The sequence below is a fragment of the Microcoleus sp. K4-B3 genome (assembly GCF_036704615.1).
Taxonomy (GTDB): Bacteria; Cyanobacteriota; Cyanobacteriia; order Cyanobacteriales; family Microcoleaceae; genus Microcoleus.
In genome coordinates, this window is the sequence record NZ_JAUBSF010000035.1 from 14,992 (window position 1) to 41,918 (window position 26,927).

At 46.3% G+C, this 26,927-nt stretch carries 32 protein-coding genes; 18 read left to right on the top strand and 14 right to left on the bottom strand.

The window, feature by feature from the left end:
* Positions 1–82 precede the first annotated feature (82 nt).
* On the bottom strand, positions 83–2,002 hold the full coding sequence (locus QUA78_RS16430) for a penicillin-binding protein 1A (RefSeq protein ID WP_333398908.1): 1,920 nt from the start codon (positions 2,000–2,002) through the stop codon (positions 83–85).
* Positions 2,003–2,309: 307 nt separating this feature from the next.
* Here QUA78_RS16430 and tyrS point away from each other — a divergent pair, with 307 nt between their 5' ends.
* The 3 genes from tyrS to QUA78_RS16445 are packed head-to-tail and all read left to right on the top strand — an operon-like array spanning position 2,310 to position 4,928.
* Entirely contained in the window at positions 2,310–3,542 is a 1,233-nt protein-coding gene (gene tyrS / locus QUA78_RS16435; RefSeq protein ID WP_333302248.1) for a tyrosine--tRNA ligase, read from the top strand.
* 42 nt (positions 3,543–3,584) lie between these two features.
* Entirely contained in the window at positions 3,585–4,295 is a 711-nt protein-coding gene (pyrF, locus tag QUA78_RS16440) for an orotidine-5'-phosphate decarboxylase (protein ID WP_333302245.1), read from the top strand.
* A gap of 36 nt (positions 4,296–4,331) precedes the next feature.
* On the top strand, positions 4,332–4,928 hold the full coding sequence (locus QUA78_RS16445) for a hypothetical protein (RefSeq protein ID WP_333302244.1): 597 nt from the start codon (positions 4,332–4,334) through the stop codon (positions 4,926–4,928).
* Between the two features lie 433 nt (positions 4,929–5,361).
* Here the strand turns inward: QUA78_RS16445 and QUA78_RS16450 are convergent, their stop codons facing one another.
* Complete coding sequence (locus QUA78_RS16450) at positions 5,362–5,808, bottom strand: hypothetical protein (protein ID WP_333302243.1); 447 nt, start codon at positions 5,806–5,808, stop codon at positions 5,362–5,364.
* A 331-nt stretch (positions 5,809–6,139) separates the two neighbouring features.
* Positions 6,140–6,817, bottom strand: a complete 678-nt coding sequence (locus tag QUA78_RS16455; protein WP_333302242.1) for a uracil-DNA glycosylase — start codon at positions 6,815–6,817, stop codon at positions 6,140–6,142.
* 192 nt (positions 6,818–7,009) lie between these two features.
* On the opposite strand from QUA78_RS16455, the gene QUA78_RS16460 reads away from it, so the two are divergent.
* Positions 7,010–7,681, top strand: coding sequence for a phosphoribosyltransferase family protein (locus QUA78_RS16460; protein ID WP_333302241.1), 672 nt, complete (start codon positions 7,010–7,012; stop codon positions 7,679–7,681).
* 546 nt (positions 7,682–8,227) lie between these two features.
* Here the strand turns inward: QUA78_RS16460 and QUA78_RS16465 are convergent.
* The 5 genes from QUA78_RS16465 to QUA78_RS16485 form a co-directional block, all read right to left on the bottom strand.
* Positions 8,228–8,599, bottom strand: coding sequence for a VOC family protein (locus tag QUA78_RS16465; RefSeq protein ID WP_333302240.1), 372 nt, complete (start codon positions 8,597–8,599; stop codon positions 8,228–8,230).
* A gap of 43 nt (positions 8,600–8,642) precedes the next feature.
* Positions 8,643–9,470, bottom strand: a complete 828-nt coding sequence (locus QUA78_RS16470) for a DUF3037 domain-containing protein (protein WP_333302239.1) — start codon at positions 9,468–9,470, stop codon at positions 8,643–8,645.
* Positions 9,471–9,503: 33 nt separating this feature from the next.
* Entirely contained in the window at positions 9,504–10,283 is a 780-nt protein-coding gene (locus tag QUA78_RS16475) for a HipA family kinase (protein ID WP_333302238.1), read from the bottom strand.
* 161 nt (positions 10,284–10,444) lie between these two features.
* Positions 10,445–10,720, bottom strand: coding sequence for a hypothetical protein (locus tag QUA78_RS16480; RefSeq protein WP_333302237.1), 276 nt, complete (start codon positions 10,718–10,720; stop codon positions 10,445–10,447).
* Positions 10,721–10,729: 9 nt separating this feature from the next.
* Entirely contained in the window at positions 10,730–11,008 is a 279-nt protein-coding gene (locus QUA78_RS16485) for a hypothetical protein (protein ID WP_333302236.1), read from the bottom strand.
* 112 nt (positions 11,009–11,120) lie between these two features.
* On the opposite strand from QUA78_RS16485, the gene QUA78_RS16490 reads away from it, so the two are divergent.
* Positions 11,121–11,588, top strand: coding sequence for a hypothetical protein (locus QUA78_RS16490; protein WP_333302235.1), 468 nt, complete (start codon positions 11,121–11,123; stop codon positions 11,586–11,588).
* Positions 11,589–11,734: 146 nt separating this feature from the next.
* On the opposite strand, the gene QUA78_RS16495 is transcribed toward QUA78_RS16490, so the two are convergent.
* On the bottom strand, positions 11,735–12,061 hold the full coding sequence (locus QUA78_RS16495; protein ID WP_333302234.1) for a hypothetical protein: 327 nt from the start codon (positions 12,059–12,061) through the stop codon (positions 11,735–11,737).
* Positions 12,062–12,216: 155 nt separating this feature from the next.
* On the opposite strand from QUA78_RS16495, the gene QUA78_RS16500 reads away from it, so the two are divergent.
* The 5 genes from QUA78_RS16500 (at position 12,217) to QUA78_RS16520 (ending at position 14,863) form a co-directional block, all read left to right on the top strand.
* Positions 12,217–12,483, top strand: coding sequence for a hypothetical protein (locus QUA78_RS16500; RefSeq protein WP_333302233.1), 267 nt, complete (start codon positions 12,217–12,219; stop codon positions 12,481–12,483).
* A gap of 39 nt (positions 12,484–12,522) precedes the next feature.
* Positions 12,523–12,804: a hypothetical protein gene (locus tag QUA78_RS16505; protein ID WP_333302232.1), complete on the top strand. Its 282-nt coding sequence runs from the start codon at positions 12,523–12,525 to the stop codon at positions 12,802–12,804.
* 218 nt (positions 12,805–13,022) lie between these two features.
* The gene (locus tag QUA78_RS16510) at positions 13,023–13,850 is read left to right on the top strand and encodes a PHP domain-containing protein (RefSeq protein ID WP_333155610.1); all 828 of its coding nucleotides are present in this window, start codon (positions 13,023–13,025) and stop codon (positions 13,848–13,850) included.
* A 198-nt stretch (positions 13,851–14,048) separates the two neighbouring features.
* Entirely contained in the window at positions 14,049–14,258 is a 210-nt protein-coding gene (locus QUA78_RS16515; protein WP_333199510.1) for a CsbD family protein, read from the top strand.
* A gap of 320 nt (positions 14,259–14,578) precedes the next feature.
* Positions 14,579–14,863 carry a hypothetical protein gene (locus QUA78_RS16520; RefSeq protein WP_333302231.1) on the top strand — a complete coding sequence of 95 codons (285 nt, stop codon included), beginning with the start codon at positions 14,579–14,581 and terminating at the stop codon, positions 14,861–14,863.
* A gap of 198 nt (positions 14,864–15,061) precedes the next feature.
* Here the strand turns inward: QUA78_RS16520 and xseB are convergent, their stop codons facing one another.
* The 4 genes from xseB to QUA78_RS16540 all read right to left on the bottom strand — a co-directional run bounded on the left by xseB (position 15,062) and on the right by QUA78_RS16540 (position 17,948).
* Positions 15,062–15,559: an exodeoxyribonuclease VII small subunit gene (xseB, locus tag QUA78_RS16525; RefSeq protein WP_333302230.1), complete on the bottom strand. Its 498-nt coding sequence runs from the start codon at positions 15,557–15,559 to the stop codon at positions 15,062–15,064.
* A 385-nt stretch (positions 15,560–15,944) separates the two neighbouring features.
* Positions 15,945–16,661 (bottom strand): GUN4 N-terminal ARM-like repeat domain-containing protein, encoded by a 717-nt coding sequence (locus QUA78_RS16530; RefSeq protein ID WP_333302229.1) that lies wholly within the window; start codon positions 16,659–16,661, stop codon positions 15,945–15,947.
* 232 nt (positions 16,662–16,893) lie between these two features.
* Complete coding sequence (locus QUA78_RS16535; protein WP_333302228.1) at positions 16,894–17,466, bottom strand: hypothetical protein; 573 nt, start codon at positions 17,464–17,466, stop codon at positions 16,894–16,896.
* 272 nt (positions 17,467–17,738) lie between these two features.
* The gene (locus QUA78_RS16540; RefSeq protein ID WP_333302227.1) at positions 17,739–17,948 is read right to left on the bottom strand and encodes a hypothetical protein; all 210 of its coding nucleotides are present in this window, start codon (positions 17,946–17,948) and stop codon (positions 17,739–17,741) included.
* 968 nt (positions 17,949–18,916) lie between these two features.
* On the opposite strand from QUA78_RS16540, the gene QUA78_RS16545 reads away from it, so the two are divergent.
* From QUA78_RS16545 to ruvA, 4 genes are all read left to right on the top strand, one after another.
* Positions 18,917–21,553, top strand: coding sequence for an AAA-like domain-containing protein (locus tag QUA78_RS16545; protein WP_333302226.1), 2,637 nt, complete (start codon positions 18,917–18,919; stop codon positions 21,551–21,553).
* A 67-nt stretch (positions 21,554–21,620) separates the two neighbouring features.
* Positions 21,621–21,875, top strand: coding sequence for a type II toxin-antitoxin system RelN family antitoxin (locus QUA78_RS16550; protein WP_333302225.1), 255 nt, complete (start codon positions 21,621–21,623; stop codon positions 21,873–21,875).
* 84 nt (positions 21,876–21,959) lie between these two features.
* On the top strand, positions 21,960–22,124 hold the full coding sequence (locus tag QUA78_RS16555; protein WP_333302224.1) for a hypothetical protein: 165 nt from the start codon (positions 21,960–21,962) through the stop codon (positions 22,122–22,124).
* A gap of 141 nt (positions 22,125–22,265) precedes the next feature.
* Positions 22,266–22,889 carry a Holliday junction branch migration protein RuvA gene (gene ruvA / locus QUA78_RS16560; protein ID WP_333048677.1) on the top strand — a complete coding sequence of 208 codons (624 nt, stop codon included), beginning with the start codon at positions 22,266–22,268 and terminating at the stop codon, positions 22,887–22,889.
* Between the two features lie 151 nt (positions 22,890–23,040).
* On the opposite strand, the gene QUA78_RS16565 is transcribed toward ruvA, so the two are convergent.
* Entirely contained in the window at positions 23,041–23,613 is a 573-nt protein-coding gene (locus QUA78_RS16565; protein WP_333302223.1) for an alpha-ketoglutarate-dependent dioxygenase AlkB, read from the bottom strand.
* A gap of 427 nt (positions 23,614–24,040) precedes the next feature.
* Here QUA78_RS16565 and rpsO point away from each other — a divergent pair, with 427 nt between their 5' ends.
* From rpsO to QUA78_RS16585, 4 genes are all read left to right on the top strand, one after another.
* A complete protein-coding gene (gene rpsO / locus QUA78_RS16570; RefSeq protein ID WP_332984486.1) occupies positions 24,041–24,310 on the top strand; it encodes a 30S ribosomal protein S15 in 270 nt (89 codons plus the stop codon).
* Between the two features lie 95 nt (positions 24,311–24,405).
* Complete coding sequence (locus QUA78_RS16575; protein ID WP_333302222.1) at positions 24,406–24,879, top strand: PAM68 family protein; 474 nt, start codon at positions 24,406–24,408, stop codon at positions 24,877–24,879.
* 220 nt (positions 24,880–25,099) lie between these two features.
* A complete protein-coding gene (gene aroF / locus QUA78_RS16580; RefSeq protein WP_333302221.1) occupies positions 25,100–26,161 on the top strand; it encodes a 3-deoxy-7-phosphoheptulonate synthase in 1,062 nt (353 codons plus the stop codon).
* Positions 26,162–26,341: 180 nt separating this feature from the next.
* Positions 26,342–26,902: a Uma2 family endonuclease gene (locus tag QUA78_RS16585; protein WP_333302220.1), complete on the top strand. Its 561-nt coding sequence runs from the start codon at positions 26,342–26,344 to the stop codon at positions 26,900–26,902.
* Positions 26,903–26,927: the final 25 nt, after the last annotated feature.

Here is a 26,927-nt window from a genome sequence, read left to right on the forward strand (position 1 = left end):
ATGCCCAATGCCCAATGCCCAATGCCCAATGCCCAATGCCCAATGCCCAATGCCCAATGCCCAATGCCCAATGACTGAATAGTTAAGGCCGCTCAAAAGATGAAGCTGGTTTGAAACTTTCTGCGGGAACGCCTTCCAAAGCTTGGCTCATAAAATCACGCCAAACAGGGGCGACAATAGTACCACCTGTAGCACCGTAGCTCATCGGTCTGTAATTGTCGTTGCCCATCCAAACAGCTACCGACAACTGCGGCACGTAACCCACAAACCAGATATCCCGTTCTGAGGAAGTTGTACCAGTTTTCCCAGCAGCCGGTCGCCCAAGTTGAGCCGCCCTTGCCGTTCCGTTGTTAATTACCCCTTGCAGGGCGCTGTTGACAGATGCCGCCGCCCAGGAATTGAGAACTAATTTGGGTTTGGGCGTATTGTCGAGCAAGACGTTGCCGCTGCTGTCAGTGACTTGCACGATAAACGTGGTGTCAGAATGCCAGCCGTTGTTGGCGAAGGTAGCAAAGGCTCCGGCCATTTCTAAAGGAGTGAGGTCAACGGCACCCAACGGCAAAGAAATCACCGGTTCCATAGGACTTCTGATGCCTAGCACCCGGCAAATCTCAATCACTTTATTCAATCCGACTTCTTGTCCCAGCTTGACGGCGGGAACGTTAAGAGATGATTCCAAAGCTCTGCGGATGCTGACGGCACCGGAGAAGCCGCCGCCGTAGTTTTGAGGGTAGTAGTAGCCGTCGCCGTCGCGGTAGCCGACAGGGGAGTCGTAGACAACTGAATCCGGGGTGTATTTGCCGCTAGCAAAGGCAGCGTAGTAGACAAAAGGCTTAAAAGAAGATCCGGGCTGGCGGCGTGCTTGAATGGCGCGGTTGAACTGACTCTTTTCGTAATCGACGCCGCCCACCATTGCTTTGACGAAGTGGGTGCGGGGATCGACGGCGGCTAGGGCAATTTGACCTTCATCGCGATCGTAAAACAGCCCTTGGTAGTAAAGCCGATTGTGCCACGCTTTGACGGTCTCTTCGGCTATGCGCTGCATTTTGAGGTCGATCGTGGTTTGAACGCGCATTCCTCCCTTAACCACGGCATCTCGCCCGAAACGCCTAGTCAGTTCCTGGACTACGGCTTGTGTTACGTAAGGAACTTGAGAGCCGCCAAAAGAGGTAATTTTGCCTAGCTTAATTTTTTCCTGGCGGGCAGCAGTCTCTTGGGCCGGCGTAATCCATTTGAGTTCCTTCATGCGGCCTAAAACGATTATTTGCCGCTCTTTTGCCAACTTGTAATTGACGAAAGGACTGTATTCTTCGGGGGCAGAAATTAAGCCGGCCAGCATCGCTGCTTCTGAAAGAGTCAAATTACTTGCTGACTTGTTGAAATAGCTTCGAGAGGCTGTCTCTACGCCGTACAAGTTGTGACCTAAGTAGATTTGATTCAGGTATAGTTGCAGAATTTGGTCTTTGTTGAGAATTTGCTCCAAGCGGATAGACATTACCGCTTCAGCTACCTTGCGACTAAATTTTGACTGGGGAGAAAGAAACAGGTTCTTGACTAGCTGCATAGTCATAGTCGATCCGCCTTCAACGGTTCTACCTTTCTCTAGGTTGACTATGAGAGCTCGGGCTATCCCGCCGGGGTTGATGCCTTTGTGGGTAAAGAAGTTGCTATCTTCGATCGCCAGAACGGCTCGTTTCAGGTTCGGGGAGATTTGGTCAAGGGGTACGACATCCCGGTTGGCTTCGTCGTGGATGCTGGCTAGGGGCCTGCCGTTGATGTCGTAAATGTGGGTAGTTTCTGTAGGAGAGTAGGTTTGCAAGATCCGAACATCTGGCAAATTGCGGAAGCTGATCGCTAAGCCAACCAGTCCGCCAGCGACTACGGAACTGGCAAGCATTGTCATGCTGAGTATGGTTCCGGCGGTCACTTTACTGACTGACTGAACAAACTCGAATACGGGGGCTGAGTTTTCCGTGTTTTTGCGGACTGCGTTGGTTGACACGTGGATTTCACTTCCTCACTCGATTTGGGGTTTAAGACTTTTAATTTTAGATGCGAACCCTAGAGACAGTCAGTCGATTTTAGATTTTAGATTTTAGATTTTAGATTTATTCCACAGATGAATCTGGGAGTTTGAACAAGAGTCTAAAATTTGGGGATCTCCACGACTGTTGTCGGGGGCTGGTATCCGTTTTTGGGCGGGGTCAGCTAATGAAAGCCGGTCAGCTTTGGGATTATAGTAGCTTGATAGTTATGTTTTTATGCGTCAACCAGTGAGTGTAACTAATTCTGCTGCACTTTGGCAAAATATGATGGACGATCGCTCCCCGATGATAACTCCTAACCTTTCAGCGCTTTACCGCGGCGTCAGCGAGATTTTTCCAGATCGACCTGATTCTAGCAACCCTGACGAAAATTTAGCCCAACTGCTGGCAAAAGTCGATCGACCGTTGCGCGTCAAACTCGGAATTGACCCCACAGGGAGTGACATTCACTTGGGACACAGCATTTGCGTCCGCAAGCTGCGAGCATTTCAGGATGCCGGTCACACAGCCGTACTGCTCATCGGAGATTTTACCGCAAGAATTGGCGATCCGACTGGAAAATCCGAGATGCGCAGCCAGTTGACGGCCGAACAAGTGGCGGAAAATGCCAAGACTTATTTAGACCAAGTGCGTCCGATTTTAGATTTTGACACCCCCGGGCGTTTGGAAATTCGCTATAACTCCGAGTGGTTGTCGAAATTAGATTTGGCGAAGATTTTGGAACTGCTGGGGACGATGACGGTGCAGCAGATGCTCGCTAAAGAGGGATTTGATAACAGGATGCAGCAGGAGAATGCGATTTATCTGCATGAGTTTCTGTATCCACTAATGCAGGGTTACGATTCGGTGGCTTTGGAAGCGGATGTGGAGTTGGGGGGAACCGACCAAAAGTTTAATATTGCGGTGGGGAGAGATTTGCAGCGGCATTTTGGGATGAAGCCGCAGTTTGGTTTGCTGATGCCGATTTTGATCGGGACTGACGGCGCACAGAAGATGTCGAAGTCTTTGGGCAATTATGTGGGTTTGTCGGAAGACCCGCTGAGTATGTATTCTAAGTTGGAGAAAATTGCTGATAGTTCGATCGCCCAGTATTTTGAACTATTGACAGATTTGCCGCTTGATGAATTGCCAGAAAATCCGCGAGAAAAACAGAAACTTTTGGCTGTGGATGTGGTGCGCCAGTATCGCGGTTCGGAAGCGGCCGATCGCGCACAACAAGATGCAATTGCGCTGGTTAAAGGTGCTGCGGGACAAGCTGATGCTGTGGCGGAGTTTTCTTTGGCAAACGTCCAGTTTCCGGCTAAGTTGTTTTATATTCTGAGTGCTAGCGGGCTTTGTAAAAGCAGCGGTGATGCGCGGAAGTTGATGCAGGGCGGCGGGGTGAAGTTGGAGGGCGATCGGGTTTCTGATGTTAACCTTAGTTTTGAATTACCTGCTGATTTATGCGGTAAGGTTTTGCAGGTTGGGAAGAATAAGTTTGTGCGATTGGTGTCTTGAATCTCTTTTTTAACCGCAGATCAATACTGAAGATGAACGCTGATGAACGCTGATAATCGAATTATTGTTGCTTTGGATGTTTCGAGTCAAGAAGAGGCGATCGCACTTCTTGACAAACTCCCGCAAGTATCTTTCTGGAAAGTGGGTTTGGAACTGTTTGTGAGTTCCGGGCCGGGGATTTTGGAAATTTTAAAACAGCGGGAAAAGCGGATTTTTCTCGATTTGAAGTTTCACGATATCCCGAATACTGTGGCTGGTGCTTGTCGTGCTGCTGCTAAGTACAATGTGGATTTATTGACTATCCATTCTACTTGTGGTAAAGATGCTTTGAAAGCGGCACAGTTGGCTTTGACTGAAGGGGCGGCGGCTGTGGATAAACCGAGTCCTAAATTAATTGCAATTACTCTGTTGACGAGTTTGAATTCGCGACAGTTGGCTTTTGAGTTGAAAATACCTTTGGAGTTGCCCGAATTTGCTTTGCACATGGCATTGTTGGCTAAGGAAACGGGTTTAGCTGGTGCTGTTTGTTCTCCGCAAGAAGTGGAACAGTTAAGAATGAGTTGCGGGGATGATTTTTTGTTGGTTTGTCCCGGTGTGCGTCCGAAATGGGCCGATGGAGGCGATCAAAGGCGATCGATGACTCCGAAGGCTGCTTTGAAAGCTGGTGCGGATTATCTGGTGATTGGGCGGCCGATTACTGCTGCGTCCGATCCAGTGGCGGCTTTTGCCCGTATTTGTGAAGAGATTGAATAACAATATAAAGGTTTTTTAAACCGCAGGTAAATACAGATGAACACAGATAAAATTTCATCAGCGTTCATCTGTGTTTATCTGCTGATATCTGCGGTTGGAACTCCGACTATTGCGGTTAATTTGGTGACCAATCATCCTCACAGTATAAATGCCAGTCGGTATGGTTTGTTAGTGCGATCGCCCTGTCCCGCTGATTTAGAAACTTTGGTCGATCGCCTGTTGCAAGATTTGCCGAGTTATGCTAATCGCGTAATTGTGCGATCGCACTTTTCTCCTAACACTAACACACCGCCCGGTTACGCGCTGCCTCAAATAATTTTAGCGGGCCGCCCGGAGTTTGAACCGTTACCTTTAAATTTTGAAGATGCGCTTCCTGAAAATGCCAGTCAAGTTTTTATTACTACTTTGGAACGGCAGTATCGCGGGGGAGAACGAGTCGAAATTCAGCAATATCATTGGTTATTTTTCACTAAAATGGAGAATGGCTGGGAGTTGGCAAAAATCGTTTCTCGGTTTGGTACTGCGGCGGATGTTCGTCCTTTATTAGGTCAAGATAGTGAAAGCGAAATTGCTGAGGCTATTCGTTTGTGGTTGCGCGATTGTCAGGCAAAAAATAAGTTGTCTCGCAACTAAATTGTATTTTTTGGGCGGGCGAGACGCCCACCCCACATGAAATAATTTTTATTGTGGAACAGGCAAGATGCCTGTTACTGACAGAAAATAATTTTATTGTGGAACAGGCATCTTGCGGTTGGTTGTTGGGTGGGGTCTAATTAACAGTCTGGATTGGAGCGGCTTCATGTCTTTTGTTAGTTCTAACCCTTGGGTTGGAGTGCCGATGGTTGTAGGACTTATACCTGTGTCATTACTTGTACCTCTTTTTTTAATAACACCTTTTTTTATAATATCTAGTATAATGTCCGCTGTTAATAAATCACGAGGTGGAAATAGATAAGTTGGAAATTCCGAAGATGTTTGACCTTCTAAATTAGGAAATACTCAATTCTAAATCAAAGGATAACCCGTCAAAAGTACATTGTGACCTAAGAATTTATCTTCATGGTACTCAGTATTTCAGCGTTTCCTTGACTCCGAGTTTGCTTGGCTCAAAGATAGAGACCATTCGACAGAATTTATGGAATACTGTGTAATACTCTTCCCCACGATCAAGATCGTGCCAAAATCTTTGGTTGTGCATTGCTTCTCTTGCATAATAGCCAAATGTGTACAGTGCAATTTCCTTTTTCATTATACCAGACATAATCATAAAGTAAATCTCTTCCAAAAAGCAGATAAATACCTCTTTTTCCTGTTTTGTGACTGATATGCTGCTAGAGCTATCATCCAAAAGCTCACAGACTTTCTGGATAGACTCGTTCTCATCGAATCTTTTGCTCATCTCATGAAACTTCTCATATCTATGTATCCTATTGAGTTCTACGAACTCAAGAAGGCCTTTCACAAAACCTAGGAGTCCTATTAGTCCACCAATAGCTTCAATAAAGTTTTTCATGATTATATATCAAGTGGGAAGAGATGATAATTATTCCCTATTATACTGATGCTCGGCAAAAAAGTCATGGTGGAGTTCACCATTATTTATACTCATCGCAAAAATGACACGCTCCCCATCTTGCGGGCGGGCGAGACGCCCACCCCACATGAAATAATTTTTATTGTGGAACAGGCATCTTGCCTGTTCCTGACAGAGGTATCAGAAAATCCACGAATTTTCGGTTGAGGGATTTACCGTGGGGGGCGGGTTTACGAGATTATCTGTTTTAGGCAATTATTGTTCGTGAAACCCGCCCATACAAAGCACAAACAAAAAAATATTAGAGTTGCTATTTTAATTCATCCAATTTAGCCTTGATAGCTTGCATATCTTGCCACATATACCATTTCGGAGTTTCCGGTTCGCGGGAAGGGTTTCGCAGCAAGTACGACGGGTGAAAAATCGGCATACACAAACGATTTTCCCATTCAATCCATTGACCTCGGATTTTACTAATGGGCCGCTTGTCGCTTAGCAAACCTTTCAGGGCTGTTGCACCGGTTAATAAAATAATTTTCGGGTCTAAGATGCGAATTTGTTCGAGCAAGTAAGGTTTGCAAGCTTCGATTTCTTTTGCTGTCGGAGGGCGGTTGTTGGGAGGGCGACATTTGATGACGTTGGCAATGAATACGTCGGTTTCTGCACTCAATTCCACGGATTCTAAAATCTTATCTAACAGTTTGCCCGATCGCCCGACGAAGGGCAATCCGGTTTCGTCTTCGTTTTGTCCGGGCGCTTCTCCCACAATCAAAATTGAGGCTTGAGGATTGCCGCGCCCGATGACAGCGTGAGTGCGCGTATTGCCTAATTCGCAGCGGTGACAGCGGTTGCAGTGCTCGCCGATTTGTTCCATATTTTGATAAGTGCCGGGAGGAATGGGAATTTTGGCATTTGCTGGTATTGAGTCAGTTTGGAAAGTGGCACTTTGATTGTTGTCAAAAAGGCTCAGTTGCAAGTCACTGGACATAAATTTTACAATTAGGGAGATTTTTTTGAGTCTAGAGTTTATAGTTTAGATCGGGTTTGGTGATTTGAGATTGGCTAGAAGCTTGTATGCGATGCTGTCGATTCCCTACGGGATAGCTACGCACGCGCGTACAATCTCCAATTAATACTCGCAAGTCTCACATTATTTCGTTGAGCTCGTACAGGCAAAAATATGTTCTCTAACCCGTTTTTTGACGATCGCGCCGATGCTGGCGAAAAACTGGCCGAGGCAGTTGTCGGCGAGCTCGGCAAGTTGAATTTAACGGCACAGGAGGCTGTTAAACCGATTGTTTATGCCTTGCCGCGCGGAGGTTTGCCCGTTGCGGTACCGATTGCGCGCCGCTTGGGCTGTCCTTTGGATGTGGTTGTCGCCAAGAAAATTACTCGTCCAGATAATTTAGAATTGGCGATCGGGGCTGCAACTGCTGACGGCCACGTCCTCTGGCAAAAGCAAAAGCAGCACAATTTGCGCTTGCAAAAATTAGCACTGCCCGTGGCTCAAAATAATGCTCAATCTCTGCTGGCGGATTTATCTGCGGGACGCCCCAATGTCAGCGCGACAGGGGCTTTGGCGATTGTGGTGGACGATGGCATTGCTACGGGGATGACGATGGCTGTGGCGGCGCTGGCTTTGCAGTCGCAGCAACCTGCGGCTTTGTGGATTTGTGCGCCTGTCGCCCCGGTAGAATTGATGGGATTTTTGGCCGAAATGGGCGATAAGTCGATTATTTTGGAAACCCCAGACCCTTTTTACAGTGTCAGTCGCTTTTACGGGCAATTTCCGCAGGTTGAGACGGCCGAGGCTTTAAGGTGTTTGCAGCAACAAACTGAGTGGCGATCGTAGGTTAAGCTAGAAGGCTAAATCTAAAAGCTCGATCGCTAACACATGAGACCTTGGCAATATTGGTTGGACACTTTGATTCTGTCTACTCAGCACAATCCGCCTCGCTTTGTTGAGTTGGTGATGTTGACTTTGGCGATGATTTTGCTCGGGTTGTGGAGTGTAACATTGCAGTGGCAGTATTTAACGCTGTCTCTGAGTTATATAATTGGTTCGTCTTTTTCAATTCTGGTGCGGGAATCCATGGGCCCGCGGCCTCAATTTCAACTAACTCATCTAACAGCCTTGTTGTTATTAATAATCAGTTTTTATAGTTTTGCTGAACTGATTAGATAGTTAACGCAGTTTTGAGTTGTAGAGGCGGGTTTTACAATGTCATGGGGAAGGTTGTGAAGCAATTGCAGAGCTTATATAGCAATCCTCAGCGGGTTGTGAAGTAGATGTTTTTTTGAACGAACCGCGAAGACGCGTTCGGCGAAGCCGTTCCCGAAGGGTAGCAAGAGAAGAGAAGATCGAGAGTTCACCAATTATTAGCCATCATCCTATATTCTAATGGGATTGATGTAAAATTATGCGGTTGCCGGCAGGATCGAAGGCATAGATTTCTAGACCGTGAGCAGCTTTGATAATTTCTCCGGCGGGGGGATAACCTAAAGCCCAAATTCGGGCGATCGCAGTTTCGATATCGCTGACTTCCAAACACAAACTCATGCCTGTTTTTGCTCGATTGGCAAATTCCGATTTGTGGGAATCTTTGGGTTTGAATATGCCGAGTCTTAAGCCCTTGAGTTGAAATTCAGCATAAGTATTGGGAATATAAGGGTTTGGTTCTAGGTCGAGAAATTTTGTGTAAAATTTAACGAGAACTTCCTTGTCAAGGTCTGCTAAAGTCACTAGGGCGGCGCTGTATTGGAAACTCATATAAATTGGTAAGGGTAATTGGTAATGGAAAATCGCTTTATATTTACAAGAGATTAGCCTTCTCAAGTCTTTCTAGTACCCAATTTTCAACATCATCTTCTGCAAGAATTTTAGCACCAAGTTCTGAGTACGTCGAGGTAGCTTGCTGATAAGTTTGCTCAAGTTTTTGATAGTTGTCAACGTCTTTTTTGGGCTGTAGCGCCACAATTGCAATAGGAAAATCAGGCTGAAACTGTTTTACATCAGTAATCATCCAAGACAAAGAGTTTTGCAGGTGTTCGGGTATCTTCACCTCAAATGATATACCGTGTGCTGCCAAGTAAGGTCGCCCATTAGCAACAACCGCATCAAACTTGTGTTCCATATGACTACCCTGCACTGAATAACTTGTTTTTAGGAGTTCTTTGGCATCATTTTTCACATACTGTTTAAAAACCTTTCTGAATTTAGCAGTGGTTAATCTAGCAGCAGCTTCGCGGTCGCGCCTATGAGGTTTTTGAGAATTCAAATCCACCAAAAAATTACTAGCAATATCTTCTAGTAAACTATCGACATCCTCCAACGATCCGCGAGGTTCTGTCCACTGAATACCCGAGAGCCAATCACGGGCAATTTTATTTAAACGTTCCTGATAAGGAGCATCTCGATTATCCCCGGGAAAAATCAACCCACAGTCAGCCGCTTGGGACATTCGCTGAGCAAACTCTTTCAAGAAAGTAACATCTTCCATGCCAAAATGCCGCACCCGCTCCCAGTTTGTGAGAAACTGGACGCGCACCTCTTCTTCGTTGAAAGCAACAACGCCAATATTAATCCGTTCGTTAGCAATTGGATTGGGAACGTATTGAACGATACTATACTTACTTGCCATTGTTTCCGCCTTTTTGTCCGACGAGCCTGCCTATCAGAGCGCCAGTAAATCCTGTCTTCTTTTAACAAGATACTCTACCAGGGTAACACGCTCGTCAATTGTAAGTCCCCATTCGCTGGGTGGAGCAGCCACAGCTTGAATAATGGTTTCTTCGCTGACAGCATCAAGAAGCGGAAGTCCCTGGCGAATCTCCTCTAGCTTTAGTTTACAATTAGAAACAAGACGACCGTTGATCTCAGCACTAGCAGCTTCGAGCAAGTCGCGCTGCTTCCACTCTGGGCCGCCTGGAAAAAAATGGCCGTGATCTACAGAGTAAACCAAATTGGGGCGAGCATTTTTATAGATGAATTGATAATCATTAGCATAGACCCATCCGTACAACAAAATTAGCAAAACAAACCTTTCGCGGTTTTCTGGCTGGTTTGTGTAGTTGATTTCTTCTCTTTCGGAAGAACATTTAGGTATGTAAAGCGTAGCATGAGCCGTCCCAGGAGTCAAATAGGAAAATCTAGAATCTTCAGCAATTAGTTCCTCAGAAATTTCCACAATACAAGGTTCTCCCACAGGTGCTCCGATTGCCATACCGAGTCTTGCTACCACCTGATCGTTGACGATTTGACGCCCAGCTTGTTGCCCCTTAATGACATATTCGCGCTTATCAATACCGCGTGCTAAAACTGGACGAGCCGCAGAATCCCATCCTGAACGAAAGGTAATGATAATTATAGGATCTTCACCTCGATCGATTCCTGCTTCTAAACAGTCTTTCCACCTTTTTCTTGTCTGTTGCTTAGTTTCTGCACTATCGCTCACAATAATATTTCGCAGTCATCAATCTGCTGAAAGTTTATACATTATCACTTTATATACCAAGAATTAATGATTTGTCAACAAAATATTTTATCGTGCTGCGAAGAACGCAAAGGAAGAGGAAAAAAAGAGTTCCTGAATTCGGCAAGGATTGCTATACCTTCTTAAAATCGTCCAATTCGTCCGACTATTTGGATTTTACCTTGTCCAGATCCTCTAAGAATGACAGCTTCGCCGCTTTGCGGTACAATATCAGTAATCGCGGTAATATTTACTTGATGAGTTACCAGAATAATCGCGCCTTTAGTGTTGCGGTTGTCAACAATTAATTTGCGAATTTTCGCTGTTTGTTGGGCTTCTTTGCTGCTGTCGCTAAAGAACGAGTTCAGTGCTGGGAACGGTTCGACTTTGCCTAGATTTATTAGTTTTGCTGTTTCCAAACACCGACATCACTGACTCGATAAAACTCTCGCAACTTTGATGTTGCGGTTGCGAAATTCGGCTGCAATTTGCTTGGCTTGGGTTCTTCCTTGTGCTGATAAATTGCGCTGGGTGGAACAGTCGCCCAACTTAAAGTTAGCAGGATCTCCCGTACCTGGGGCGATCGCGTGTCGCATTGCTACCACCAACCCCGTCTCGCCCCGCTGCAACAATTGCCACCCTGCTTGAGTTTGCGCGTTGGTTGCTGCGTCAGAACTTGCAGTTGCAGTAATTAAGCCGATCGACAATACTAAAGCTAGCGACCCGAAAAAGCCTTTTCAGTTGAGGTAAATCCGCCCAGCCATTGTTGCAGAAGTTATAAATTATATTATCATATTATAATACAACAAATATTGCTCTATGGAACTCACCAATTTTATTGCTCTGTCTGTCATTGTTGCCCTCGTGCTGGGGATTGGGTTTGGAACAATGACTTGGGCTTACTTCGGCAATGGCAGCATTTCTGTACTCTTTAAAGAACCAATTTTAACTTACCCAGAATTTCCAGATACCGACAGCGGCAGTAAAGCTTCCGTTTATTTTCAACAAGGAATTGAGGCTTATCAGTCGGGAAAGTACCGCAAAGCAAAAGATAAATTTACCAGCGCTGTAGAACAAGTTTCAACTTTGGCAGAAGCTTACCACAATCGCGGCTTGGCTTTTGCGAATTTGCGATCGGATGATGAGGCTGTTGCAGATTTGCTCCGTGCCAGCGAATTATATCAACAGCAGGGGAATGGATTTGCGATCGACACGATCAAACAAAATCTTGCCGCCTTGAAGCAGCGCAAATTAGAACGAGAAAAACAAAAAGCACTAGCGACATAAATTATTATGTTCGAGCCGTATAAATCAACCAAAACCTAGAGTTTTGACCTGAAAAACCCGGTTTATTTAATGGTTGGGAGAAACCGGGTTTGTTTGCATAATTTTTATTAAAGTTGAAAATCAAGATTTAACATTCTCCCGAGTAACTAAATTTTTCTGGCATCTTCTATTTGGTCGATTTTAGAAATCATCATTTCTCGGCTAGATGCCACAACTCGATAATTAGTAATGGGATCGTAAGCTTCCCACTCTTGAGTAACTTCGCTGTCTTCCCATAAAAACCATTCGCGGTAAATTTCGCCGTCATCAATGTCGCCGCACAAGGGAAGCCAATCATCTCCTCCCAAATTATCAAAGTCTCCTCCTACTAAATCAATCCAAGCTGCAACAATACAAGATTCAATAGCATTATTGTTAACAGCAACGGTGTTAGATTCTATAGAAGTTTCTGGAAAACAAAGTGTGGATTTCATAAGCTGTACCTGAATGTTATGTTATTAATTTATAAAAAAATCCTCTACCGCAGTGACAGCAGAATGCCACTATCGCAACCTCCACAGTTCCCACAAGAGAAAAACCTTGACACCAAAAGTGCTCAAATGCTTCTGCTGTAAGACTTGAGAGCGCTTTGAATCCAGTCGCTAGAGAGGCTAAATTGAGCCAATTTGCTAACTGGCATAGAAGAAAGCCCGATCGACCAAATATTGCTGGCGAAGGATCTCGCGCCTTGAGGAGCGAAGACAGCGCGACTGCCAATTGTATACTGGGTAAGTGGGCGAGTTTCAGTACAGTTTTTGTGATAAAATTAGCAGCAGCCAGACTTTCGTACCTACAACCTGGTTTTGTCAAAACCTTTCCAACAGTGGTGCGATCGCCCGTTTTGATTTATTGTTAATTTTGCCAAGTCCCGATCGACTGTTAGGGGGAAAAAATTATGGAAGCAACCAACCAAGAAAGAATTATCGATCTGACAATCCACTATACCAACGGCAAACAGCAACACTTCCAGTTCAGTGCGCCAGAGGGAACAGTAGGAGAGCAAGCAACTTTAGGCACTCGCCTGCACAAAATGTTGACGGCAGACCCGATAATTCTCGAATTGGCAGATAAACTGGTAGTTATCCCAGTTCACAACATACAAAGTATTGAAATATCGCCGGTTCCTACCAAATTGCCAGAGGGCGTCCTTCACCCAATGCGAGAAATCAAGAAATAGCTAAGCTGTTCTGCATCCAAATTCAACAGAAAAGGCGGGCAAGATGCCCACCCCACGCCAGCTTTTAATAAACATAAATGTCCCAATTAAAGGCGCGACAACTTATTACAGCTAACAGACTAAAATTACCCAAAAACTTGTCGATCTCAGGGACGGTATATGTCGCGTGAGTGAGGGGAATAATTGCAGATTTCGCAGACTTTGACTTACCAGAAAAAATGCTAGAACTCCACTGTCACACTACTTATTCCGACGGCACTCTCACCCCTGCCGAACTCGTAGCCGCCGCCGCGTCTTCGGGGGTTCGCGCTTTGGCCGTCACCGATCACGATACGATGTCGGGTTGGGATGAAGCCTTCGCCGCCGCTGCTTTGTACGGTATAGAAATCGTGCCAGGACTCGAACTCAGCACCGTTCACAACGGCCGTTCGCTGCACATTTTAGGTTTTTATCCCGATGCAAATAAGTTGCGAGTTCCTTTGAACGATCGCCTGGAAGGAAGGTTTCGCCGATCGCAGGAAATGGTCGAAAAATTAGCAGCAATGGGATACGCGATCGAACTGCCAAAAACATCTCCAGGAATGGCACCGGGACGGCCTCACATTGCCTCTGCGCTGGTAAAAGCCGGTCACGCCAAATCATCGCGGGAAGCATTCGATCGCTGGCTGGGAGATGACGGCCCGGCTTATGTTCATTACGAGAAATTCTCGATCGCCGAAGGCATTGATTTACTGAAGAGTTGCGGCGCAGTACCAGTGTGGGCTCACCCTTATTTATTTCGGGGCGGCGCTGTTGAGGAAGTCTTAAAAGAATTAGTAGATGCTGGTTTAATGGGTGTTGAAGTATACCATCCCAGCCACAGTTCCAGCCAAATCCAAAAGTTGAAAGATTTGTGTCTTCATTACGGTTTGCTGGCAACTGGTGGCAGCGATTATCACGGCCCAGATCCGGAAAGGAAAGCAGCAGATAGCACCCAATTGAATATGCTGCATTTGCCCTTAGAATTGCTCGAACCGATTAAAGTTGCTGCGGCGAGTTTGAAATAGTTTCTTAGGACGCATTTTTCCGATGTATACAGTTGTCAAAAAAAAATCCTTGGCTTTTTGAGTGACGAGTTTGCCGGAAGTAAATCATCAGCAGAAGACCGAGGTCAAGCAGAATATAAATTAATATGAAGTTAAAGGCAATTGCAGGTGAGTTAATTTTACAATGTTAGTAAAGCAACTTGCCAAACGGAGCTTATCATGAGTACAGAAGACAGAGCGAAGGCGATCGGCAAAAATTTAGAAGGCAAAGCTCAGGAAATTTTCGGCAACATCACGGGCAACAAAAAAGACCAGGTTGAAGGCAAAGCCAAACAAGCGGAAGCCTCCGCCCGCCACGCAGCAGAAGATGCTAAAGATGCTGTGAAAAATCTGACAGATAAAGCCAAAAGGTCGATCGACAAATTGTAAGCTGTCGGTTATCTAAACTGTATTTGTGGGGCGGGCGAGACGCCCACCCCACAAGATTTTCATCAAAGTTGAATGTGAAATTTAGATCTAGATGCGTCTGCTGGGCCGATCAAATCCTGTGTCATCAATTGGGTTTGATATAATTGATTTTGGGAATGTGAATAAACTGGGTGAATCCTGCGAAATCTCTTCAAAAGCGCAATGGAGAAGTCCCTATGATGATTAATTTTACAACTGAAACTGTCATAGACTCAGATATATATCAATGTGTTAAAAAGTTTTCCTCTTTTTAGGTATCAGAAAATTAGAGGTACAATATTATGACACTCATAGTTACACAGAAACACATAAATTTAAAAAAGCGGTATCGCAAACAGGGTGTTGTAGAAGTAATTCGGTCGATCGCAATTACTTGTTGTGCGATCGCTCTAGCATCATGTAGAAATGCGCCTTCCGCGTTAGTCTCGGAACCGCAACCGGGAAAAAGTGGACGAACATTTGCTGATTGGTGTCTCGCGCGAGCAAATTTGATTCCTGAAGCTAAACATACTGTTGAGGTGCTGTTGCAGAAAGCAGGGACTACTGAGTGCGATGATCGCACTTAAAGATTTGAGTTGCGCTCGCAAAACACAACTGACAAATACACCTAAACTCTGCTTAAAAACCAGTATCTAGGCGGGGCGGGTTTAGGAGATATTTAGTTTTTAACATAGATGGTTGGTAAAACCTGCCCCTACGATCGCACAAATTATCTAATAACGAATCAACATATTTCACATACATTAATCCCCGTTCACCTGCGCTTAAAAATCGGGTTCCGCAGCCAAAAGCTCGATCGCCAAATCCATCTGTTCCTTCCCCCGCGCCAAAAATTTTTCGCACTCCTGCAAGCACTCCACAGCCACCGCAAACTGCTCAAAAACCTCCTCAAGAGGCAATTCTCCCGATTCCACCCGATCGATAATCGCTTCAAATCGATTTTGTAACAGTTGCAAATGCTCTTCTTCTGTCTGAAATCTTGCCCGCACAGCGTTTGCTAAATAGAGCATTCGCTGCTTATCTTCAAAGTAAATATCTGCTAAAATTGGTACAGATTGAACTGCCGCCGCAGTCGGAGTGTGGGCTCGTTTATCTGCTACTAAATCGGCGAGAGATTCGTCTCTTTCATGCTCGATGCCTGTAATAATTGGAATCGCACAATTCGCGATCGCCCTGACAACTCTTTCATCATTAAAACAAGCCAAATCTTCCGCAGAACCGCCGCCCCGCCCTAAAACGATCGCATCCGCCCTACCGTTCAATTCTACCCGGGCGAATAGGTGCGATCATTATGTGTCAATAAAAACCGCTACAAGCTGAAAAAAAACAGTAAAAATTAGGTCATAAAATTGGGTAGTTCTTATTGACAAACCGTTGAAATCCTTATTTAAGCGTTGGTTGCTGGCCGGGGAAGGGATTGGTATTATGGCAGAGGTCTATTATAGAAAATTTCCCAACTTTCCTAAAGCCCGCTCCTATGCCCTCTCTTCCTCTGTGGAACAGGAGTCCGGCCTGTGAATTCCTGCACAACAGTGGAACAGGGGGAACGTGTTTGAATCCCTGTGGTTCAATCCAACACTGCCTCACCAACAAATGTGCGGCCGAACATCCAGCCCGCCCCACATTCTCCAAAAAGCGCCAAACCATTCACTTCACCCAAGCCGGATGAGCCATCAAAGCCGAAAACGGCTGCACTCCTCGCAACTGATTCGACAGCGGCAAATGACCCCTAGGCGCGCTCAAATCCCAAATAAATTCTTGCGGATACCGCGTCCAATTATTTCCCTTCTTCCAGCCAATTAGCGGCCACAACTTATCCCAATTCTTGCCCGAACTCAGCCAAATTTCCCGCTGCACCGAAAAGCCAAATTTGCCTTCGGAATGAACTTTCCACAGCGTATTAATTGTTTGCAAATCCGCCACGGGCAAACTCTCAACTTGCGTAAAATACAGCCACTTTCTCACGGAAGCTGTATCACCCGCCAATTCACAAAGCTTGTCTAAAGTTAAGCGATCGGCTTCTTGAAATTCCTGTAACGCCAATAATTGTTGCAGGGGAGTGTAATCAATGTTAGAGTCCGATCGCAGCGGCACGAGCCCAGTCGGAAAATTCGCTTGCAAAAACTCCGCCGCTCTCGGAGAATTAGCACTGTAAAGAATTTGGTAAGCCTTACCCATTACCGCAGTCGGTGCCTCTGACTTGCGCTCTAATAAAAATTCCATCAATACATCCCAACCGGAATCTGCTATTTGTTGTTGCAGCAGTTGCAGTTGAGTTTTTTCCGAACCCGACCTCAACTGAGAGCGGAGTTCGGCTGTATCGGCTGCCGAGTCTAGAGGAGAAGTAGAAATCGAGTCAGTCATGAGAAACTATCAGCTATCAGCTATCAGCTATCAGCTATTAGCTGAAGCCCTGGTTTTCCCCCATTGTACAATGGTACTGACTCGGATTCACTTCTCTGTACTCGGATGCCTGCGCGCAAGGCCGGCTAGTTAAGCCGATCGCCCGCACACTCTTGGCCAATGGCAGCAATAGCAAATAAGTCTACCATCTAAAATTTACGATCGATGCCATGTCAAAGAGTTTGTCTTGAAGCTAGTCGTCCACGATCGAAACCCATGCAGAGAACGAAGGCGGAAAAAAGTTTATGTCATATTCCGAGTCTTCCCACTCTTTGACCCAAAGCGGCACGGCGCCGGGGCGAGGAGTTGCAGCAAACGTGCGTTCTTTGACTTCGATCGAGTGAAATAGCTGTTTTAAAGTATCTCCCCGATCCAAAGCTTCGCTGAGGATGTCGTCCAAGTCAGGATCGACCCGTTTGACCCGGTTCTTGTCGTCCTCAAGCCACAGAAGTTTCAAAGACTTCAGATCCCTCGGACTGAGGATGCTCTTGTAGTAAACGCGCTTGAGGGTCGCTACGGGCTCCAACGAGCGCTCGATCCGGCGGATTTGCTGAACTCGCAGGTAGTGCCATTCCGCTAAACGCTTGCTTTCCGAAGGCGGGAGGGTTCCCTTCCCGGCTGCGTGTTTGTAGTCGTATTTAATCAAACTGCAAGCCATATTGGCTAGCAGGTGAATCAACTGTTTTTCTTTGGGTGTCGCCTGACGCCGTTCCTGGGTTCTTGTCAATACGCGCTGTCTGCGGGTAGTTTCGAGAGTATTTTCCATTGGGTTTTTACGAGATGAAATACGATTTTGCCAGATCCGAATCCCGAACATCAGAAGGTAAGGAAGTTTATAGGCGGGGAAACTGCACCGACAGACTTGCCTTACCTGTTTATTTTCCCATCCACGGTTCTCAGAAACTGACCCCCACCGGGATTAGGTAGACTGATATTGGGATCGAGTTTTAACCGCCTCGATGCGAGGCGGTTGCGACAACAAACGCCACCACAACCACAACCACAACCGCACAACAGCGAACCACACAATAGCGCCAATTATTTCCTGCCTTTACCCGTTTTTACCTCTTCTTGCTCCCCATCCTCATTCGTTCCAGTGTAGTTAAAGTCGGGACGACTCTCCCAAGCCGTAAAACTGCTGGCTGATGAAGGTTGTGGGGCGATCGCAGAAGCGCTGGCGCTGCCTGCCTGGAAAAAGCCGAAGCCAGCCGAGGCAATTACCCCTAATACTAAGATGCTGTTTTTCATGTTCGATGACCCTGATTTGCGTAGATTGACACTTTTTGGCTAACCCGATCTGTCAGAAATGGGTTGATGCAATAACCCACTTGTCTTCTGATAAATCTGCCTGCCATAATCTATTCAGACAGGCACACCCGCTTGCGATCGGAAACGCCGGAAGTGACGTGTTACTAACGTCCACGATCATCTACCAACCCGAATCTTTTGGGTAGTGGAGCGAAAGCCATCAGGGCGCCGATCCATCAGGGAGTTATGCCATCAGGGTGCTAATCCATCGGGTAGTTAAGCCATCAGGGCGCATCTTCTACAATTAGCCACAGACTTAACTTTTATAGTTGAGCGAGTGGTTAGCCGGGTTCTGACAACGCCTTTAAGAATTAAACTTTTTGTGGATTCATCCCGAAAAGTTTGTCCTTAGGAATCCCCGAACGCGAAAGCCCGGGGAAAGTCAGCAGCATGGAATTCCATGCAATCTAAGTCAACTAAAAAAAACGCAGATTAACGATATCTCCCACTCAAGCAGTCCTCAGCAAAACGCTGGGGTTTTTTATTGGCAGCCTTGCTCAGCATTTTCCTCCGGCATCCGGCACGCGGATCTGAAGGCAGAAGGTTGACGGCGCTGCGGTTATGAGTTTCCCTGGCAACATCATACCACCGAGTGAATTTTAAAGTATTATTGTAAAAAAATGTGAAAAAAAGAGCATTTTAGCGTTTTCAATCCGATCGAGTGAAAATTCATCTAATTATGTGAACGAGTGTAAACAATCAAGTGCCGGGGTACGATCCAGCAGGTCGCAGGATTTGGGGCGAACGCTTGCAAAGATACGGTAAAGATTGAGAAGGAGAAAGGTGAGCTAGTAGATAATAGAAAAAGAGGAACAAAAATTTTAAACAATATTAAGCTGGCAATAATTGCAATTTTGTAACCTTTCGATCACACAGCATAGGGGCGTAGCATCTTGATGAATTCCCAGATGACAGCAGAAGTCAACTCCACCTACCAATATCAAGTCGGAGGATATTTGCCTGCCGGTGCGCCCACCTATGTCAGGCGATCGGCCGACAGCGAACTCTACGAAGGACTCAAAGCCGGAGACTTCTGCTACGTATTGAGTTCGCCACAAATGGGCAAGTCCAGCCTGCTAGTGCAAACGGCCAAAATGTTGCAAGCAGAAGGTACAGTTTTTGCCGCCGTCAACTTGAGAAGCATCAGCAGCCCAAATATCTCTCCCCAAAAGTGGTATGGCGCAATCATGTACCGCATGGCAAGCAGTTTGCACCTCACAAACAGGTTTGATGCCATCAAGTGGTGGAACGATCGCGAACTGCTATCGCCGGTGCAGCGATTAGAGATATTTATCGAAAAAGTTTTGCTCAAGTCACTTGAGCAAAATCTGGTAATTTTCATAGATGACATTGACAGCATCAGTAGCCTAAATTTCAGTGCCAGTGATTTTTTTGCTTTGATCCGGGCTTGTTACTCCAAGCGGGCAGAGCAACCGGAATACGATCGCCTGACTTTTGCTGTTATGGGAGTAGCAGCCCCCTCAGCATTGATCCGAGATCCAAGCTGCAACCCTTTTAATATTGGACGGCAGATTAATTTAAGTCGATTCCAACTGCACGAAAGTTTGCCGCTAGCAAAAGGATTGGCTCTCAAAGCTTTTCGCCCCCAAAAAGTGCTCCAAGAAATATTAGCTTGGACGGGCGGGCAACCGTTTCTAACTCAAAAAGTTTGCCAGTTGGTACTTGAATACGGGCCTTTTATTGGCAGAAATTCAGAAGCTCATCAGGTTGAAAAACTGGTCAAACACAGAATTATTAAAAATTGGGAAGAAGAAGACGAACCCCAACATTTGACACCAATTCGCGATCGCATTTTCCACAGCCACTGCGACCTCACACGGCTGTTAACGCTGTACCAGCAAGTTTTGCAACCGCCCAAGCCAACAAAACCGGGGGAATCGCAGGGAGTACCAGCAGATTACTCGCCCGAAAAAATCGAATTGCAACTGTCAGGACTGGTTGTTAAATCTCACGGTAAATTAATAGTTGCTAACCTAATTTATCAGTCAGTTTTTAATCGATTCTGGGTAGAAAAAGAGCTGGGAAAATTGGCTCCGTACCGCTCAGCGCTAGCAGCCTGGCTGGCTTCAGACCGCGAAGATGAATCGCTGTTATTGACAGGGGAAAGTTTGCAATCAGCTTTGGATTGGGCTGCAAACAAACAATTAAGCCAAGAACACTATTGGTTCTTGAATCCCGATCGAACTTTTGAAGAAAAACCGACAGTCGTTGTCGCACAAGTTGCAGACAGCAGCGCAGACACCGATGCAGACAGCAGCATCCTCACCCCGCCCTCAGAGAGTGTTCCAACTGGCAGCAACGAACAGAGATTGTACGATCACATCGTCTCCTGCGTGGAAACAGAATCCCCCGCACAGGTGATCGAACGGTTCCGAAAGCTATTCATCGACGGCATGGGCTATCCCGATCGAGAGATTGAAGCAACTTTGTACAGTATAGTCTCCGTCAAGCGAGCAAATTACGACTTTAAATATATCCTCCACCGCTGCTGCTACATCCCGATTAACCGCTGGCAATTGCATTCCCAAAACCAATTCGCGATCGCAAAGTTGGTAGCTTTATTTAAGCAGACTTCTCCCCGATTTGGGATGGAATTTTACATAGTCAAGCGCTTGCAAGAACAAATAGCCTTTTTTACTAAAAGTGAAGAATTCCAGACCATAGAGCGCTTAGTAAAAGCCTTAGATAGAGAGGCGGAACAGCAGAAACAAGATACAGATTATCCTTTGGGCGAATTGATCTGTCGGTATCCTTATTTGTACGGCCATTCTTTACTGAGCAAGGACAGCATTGAGGAAGACCAACAAACCATCAAAAAACTGGCATTTCAAAGACAGCGACAATTTGAAACACATTTGTCTCAATATTTAAATTATTTGGTTGAGCCGAGAAATACAGAAATAGGAATTGTGCAGCGGGCGGCTAATCCCACACTTTTGAACGATGCAGAACTGCACTTAGCGGTCAGGGAATTTGCCGGAAAAGTAACGGGCGATCGCAGCTACAAAGAAGCGGCTCAATTTTTCCTGAGAGATGCCAGACAAACTCCATCTTACGGCTCGTTTAAAGTGGATTTATATGAATATTTAATATCGTCGGTCGAACCAGAATACGGCGGGCGTCAATTTAATGACCGTTTGTACAAGCAAATCAAAAATACATTGCGAGAAAATGACTCGGTGAAATTCAATAATCCATTGTTAGTTCGGACTTGCCACCAGTTGTTCAACTTCTTAGTAGTGGAAAATTCTCAACATCCCAACCACTACGTTTTTTACGACTTGGTGTACAACCTCGGCGCCAGCCGGACAATGGGTTTACTGCTGAAAATTGTACTGCTTTCAGGAAAAGTTAAACCAGAGTTGGAAAAGCGATTTTCTATTTTGTTCAATCACTATGAAGGTAAAGCTTCTAATGAAATTATGTGGTTTGTCAAATCCTTGGAAAATTTTAATGTGGCTTTGGTTGTGAATTTTGGCAAGACGGATTTGTCTTTGGTTAAACAGCATCTTATTTTGAATTAAAAAATAACAAAATCGCTCGGACAGGGTTATATAATAGTATTAATTTAAAAAAATTTAGGATAAAAAAATGAAAGCCTTTGAAGTCACAGGAACGATCGACGAAAAAGGTCAATTAATTCTCGATCGACCTTTAACACTAGACACTCCGGGCCCCGTGCGAATCATCGTCCTCTTTCAGGAACCTACAGATGAAGGTGAAGACGACCCCGACGATACTCCAGTTGAAGAAGTAAAAGCCAGTCTCAGAAGAGCGTTGCAGGAAACTAAAATCGGACAACGAATACCTCTTTCTCAAATGTGGGAGGGCATAGATCAATTTTAGATTTTATATCGTTTCCGGTTGCATCGGAATTAATATTACCCACAGTCAGGACACGGCAGTGCCGTTTCCCTACAATTAATAGGCGTGATAGTTACATCTGTCGATCGGGCGATGGCGCCAAAGCCCCGCAAGCTACGATTATTTTGGGGTAGGGAAACGGCATTGCCGTGTCCTCCGTTGCTATTATCAGGAGTGCAACCGGAATTGATATTAGACGATCGCATGATTTATCAAGTCGAATCGCCGTAGATCGTACTTTTGTGAACCTTTTACTCAAAATCCGTGAAGCGAAGCTATCCCGAAGGGAATCGCACAGATATCAGCCTCAACGAAATCCGCAGCATGATAGCCGAGTTTGATGAAAACGAATAGCGGTGTATTATAAACTCTATGATTAGCTATCTCAAAGGCACAGTCGCCGATATCGCCAAAGGCAGCAACCGCGTCATATTGACTCTAGAAGTCAATCAAATCGGCTATGAAATCCAAATTTTGCCCCGCGTGACCGGTCAATTGCCAGCATCCGGCGAAGTCGCCCAAATTTTTACCCACCAGCAAGTTAAGGAAGACCAAATCGTATTGTACGGTTTTGGCAGCGCGGCCGAACGCGATTTGTTTCGGCAGTTGACGAGTGTTAGCGGTGTTGGTGCTCAACTGGCGATCGCACTTCTCGACACTTTAGGATTGCAAGATTTAGTCCAGGCGATCGTCGGCGGTAACACCCGCATCCTCGCCAAAACCCCGGGCGTGGGTACAAAAACCGCAGAACGTCTCGCCCTCGAACTCAAAAGCAAACTCTCGGAATGGCGACAGCAAGCTGGTTTGACAACTTCAGTCGCCGCCGGAGTCCCCCCAGCTATTCAAGAAGAAGTCGAGATGATCCTGCTGGCGATGGGATACACTGGGGCTGAAGTCTTGCAAGCGCTGCAAACCCTCAGTCAAGACAGCACTTTGTCCGCCAAAGGTAATGCCGATGATTGGATACGTGAGGCGATCGCCTATTTGAGCCGATAGCAACTCTGGACACGGCAATGCCGTTTCCCTACTTGAAACAAGCTTCTGTTTATGTATACGAGACTTTGAGTCGATCGCAAGTCGCAATTCACTTTTCCCCGCAAGGGGATTGAAACTCTTTAATTGAAGTGAAGGAAGGGGGCGTGGCTGATTATTGCGCGGGGCGCTTAAAGCTCACCACAAAACTTCTCCCTCCGCTCTTGTCTTTGCCTCTTGGCAGCACGCAGTGTTGCCAACTCCAGCGGCTTGGACCAGCGATTAAATAGGCGTCTCCTGCATTTTGTTCTAGTTCAAAGACGGGGCTATTGGCATCTTTGCGAAAGCCAATGACACGGTTGTTGGAGAGGCTGATGGCGAGGATTCTCTCTCCGTGTCGGTGGTTGTCGATGTGCCATTTGAACTGGGCCGAGAGGCTGCCGAACCAATCCGTGACGCGGTATTGATTGGGCATCTCATTGAAGAACCCACGGTCTTGTAGGGTCTTCCCCCAAGCGAGCATCCAGGGGCTTGGTGGCGGGGTCTCTTTGCCGGGGGCTCCGCGACGGATGGGCGCGTCGGCCTCTGGGGGTGTGGTTGGCTCGGGGGTGTTGTGTCCGAAGTCTCCGTAGTAGCGAAAGAGTACATCGCCTGGGTTCTTGGTGTACTCGTCATTTGCGACAATGAGGTCTACCTCTTTTTGAGACAGTAACTTGGGGAAGGTCTTTAGACCGGGTGGCTTTGCCATTTTGTTCCGGGGTTTTTCTTATTGTGGCTTTGCTGTATCGAGCGCCCAAGCGGCCACCCACCACAGCGGCCAGAATTTTATTACGTTTGGTGGGTGCCATAAAAAGCATTTATGCAGGGCACTGGGCCTTTATCCACCAACCATTATAGAAATAGCTTTCGAGATTATTAGAGGGGTCATCGCAAATCTCGGGGTTGTTTGCGGGGACCAGACAGAGAGAGTGCGCGACGTTGCTGGCGCTAAAGGATGTGATACTGTTGGCGCTCGCTGGTTTCAATGTCGCAATTCACTTTTGCCCGCAAGGGGATTAAAACTCGCCATGCGAACTCTTGCAGAAAAAATTTCATCTCGCACCCTGCACCCTTATTCATTGGCTGTGATATCATTGGAGATTGTGACATCGTACAAAAAAACATAAAATCAATTCATGCCACTTACACAACAGCGCAAACTAGAAATCATGGGCGATTACCAAACCCATGAAACCGATACCGGCTCAGCAGATGTCCAAGTCGCCATGCTGACCGATCGCATCACCAAACTCAGCGCCCACCTGAAAATCAACCAAAAAGACTTCGCCTCCCGGCGCGGTTTGATGATGATGATCAGCCGCCGCAAGCGCCTGCTGGCCTACATCCAAAAGCAAAATGTCGATCGCTACAAAGCATTGATTGCCCGTCTAGGCATTCGCGGCTAAACACCAAAGCCAAAATTTGCGACAATATTCTTTAATCTTGGACAAACACCAAGACTTATTGAAAAATGTTCGAGATTTCAGGTCAGAGATAAAATATGTCCTCCGAACCACCCCGCCAGCGCTTGCCCTTTGAACCGGCAACAAATCGTAAAAAAACGCCTAAAAAGCCCCCAGAACCCCAAGCAAACGCAGCCTTAGAGTCTGATTCTGCCGAGAAGCAGCCCAAAGCTAACAAAACCGGAAAACAGGCGCAATCCATCCCAGAAGCAGTCAGCAAACGCATGATATCCCGCATAGCGGTATTCTGCGGCATACCAACCCTCCTGGGAATTTCCACATTTTTTGTAAGCTATTTGGTAGTCAGCAACGGCTTGTTCGATCTGCCCAACACAGCAGTATTACTCGTAAGCATGGGCTGTTTTGGTCTAGGGGTTCTGGGATTGAGTTACGGAGTCCTCTCGGCTTCCTGGGATGAAGAAGTTTCAGGAAGCACTCTGGGGTGGGAAGAATTTAATACCAATTTTGGCAGGATGCGAGAAGCGTGGCGCGCCGCCAAACCAAAAAATTAGTCATTAGTCATTAGTCATTAGTTATTAGTTATTAGTCATTAGCTAACAACTAAGGTGTTAACCATCTAGAGTTTGTTTTTGGGGAGGGAACAAGAACCCGCCCCACAACAATGCTAACAATACTGATATAAATAGATTCTCGATCGCCATTGCATCTATTTTTCTCAGTGCATCCGTGTCATAATCCGTAGTTTAGCCCAACAGAAAAGGCAAAAAAAATATGATTATTGTAATGAAAGCCGGCACTCCAGAAGCCGAGATCGATCGACTAGACGAAGACCTCCGCAGTACCTGGGGTTTGATCCCAGAAAAAATCGTCGGCCGTTACAAAGTTGTCATGGGTTTGGTAGGCGAAACCGCCGAGCTCGAACCGATGCAACTGCGCGAAATGAGCACCTGGATTGAGGAAGTGCTGCGCGTGGAAAAACCCTACAAACGCGCTTCTCTGGAGTACCGCCAAGGAGAAGCCAGCGAAGTAGCGGTTGCTACTCCTTTAGGAACTGTGACGATCGGCCTAAATCACCCGATCGCGATCGTAGCAGGCCCTTGCTCGGTCGAAAACGAAGAAATGATTGTCGAAACGGCAATGCGCGTCAAAGCTGCTGGAGCTCATTTTCTGCGCGGTGGCGCGTACAAACCGAGAACTTCCCCCTACGCTTTCCAAGGCCACGGCGAGAGTGCTTTGGGATTGCTAGCTGCGGCGCGGCAAGCTAGCGGTTTGGGAATTATTACCGAAGTTATGGATGCGGCCGACTTAAGTGCGATCGTGGAAGTAGCCGATGTGATCCAAGTCGGGGCGAGAAATATGCAGAATTTCTCACTGTTGAAGAAAGTCGGAGCTCAAGACAAACCTGTTTTGCTGAAGCGCGGCATCTCGGCCACCATTGAAGAATGGTTGATGGCTGCCGAGTATATCATGGCTTCTGGCAATCCGAACGTGATTTTGTGCGAGCGCGGAATTCGCGGGTATGACAGGCAGTATACGCGCAATACGCTAGATTTGTCGGCGGTGCCAGTATTGCGGACTCTGACTCACTTACCGGTGATGGTTGACCCCAGTCACGGCACCGGTTGGGCGCAGTTTGTACCCTCGATGGCCTTTGCTTCGATCGCCTCTGGTACAGATTCGCTGATGATTGAAGTGCACCCGAATCCCAAAAAAGCTTTGTCTGACGGGCCGCAATCTTTAACACCGGATCAGTTCGACAAGTTGATGGAAGAATTGGCGGTGATTGGTAAAGTCATGGGACGTTGGCCGCAGCCGGTGCCAGTTTTGGCATAGAAACAGGCGAAACGCCTCACCTAAAATGCGATCGCGGTTAAATCCCCGACTTCTTAAAGAAGTCGGGGATTTTGTTATGCGGTTTTTGGAATAGAGGCCCAGGGGCGATCGTACTTCTAGGAAAGTTGGGAAATTTTGTATAATTGATATTTGAGTTAATTAGCGAGAGGGCTGGGAGTCATGGTAGGCATCGGAACCAAACTCACTTTAGCAGAATTTCTAGCTTTGCCCGACGGAGATATATATTGTGAGTTTGTAGATGGTGAAGCAGTTCCTAAAGTGTCTCCAAAATTTTTTCATTCCAGTTTACAGGGAGCTTTGTGTGACCTGATTCGTGTATGGTGTAAAGGACGCGGGCGAGTGCTTCCAGAATGGGCAATTTTGTTAAAACGTCAGGATAAAGATTGGGCACCTGTTCCCGATTTAACGTACATTTCTTATGAACGTCTGCCGAAAAGTTGGCGGCGAAATGAAGCTTGTCCCGCAATTCCTGAACTGGTGATTGAGATTATATCGCCGGATCGAAGTATGAAGGAATTTGAAGAGAAGGCGAAAGATTATTTGGCGGCGGGAGTTCCGCGAGTTTGGGCGATCGATCCAGAGGCTATTTTAATTAGAAGTTTTTTCGCCGATGGTTCGAGTCAAGTTTATACGGATAATACACCGATTGTGGATGAGTTGCTGCCTGGTTTGGAGTTGACGACTCGGCAGATTTTTGAAGAAGCGGAATTGATTGATTGAGGGCGATCGCTCTTTTGGGGAATGT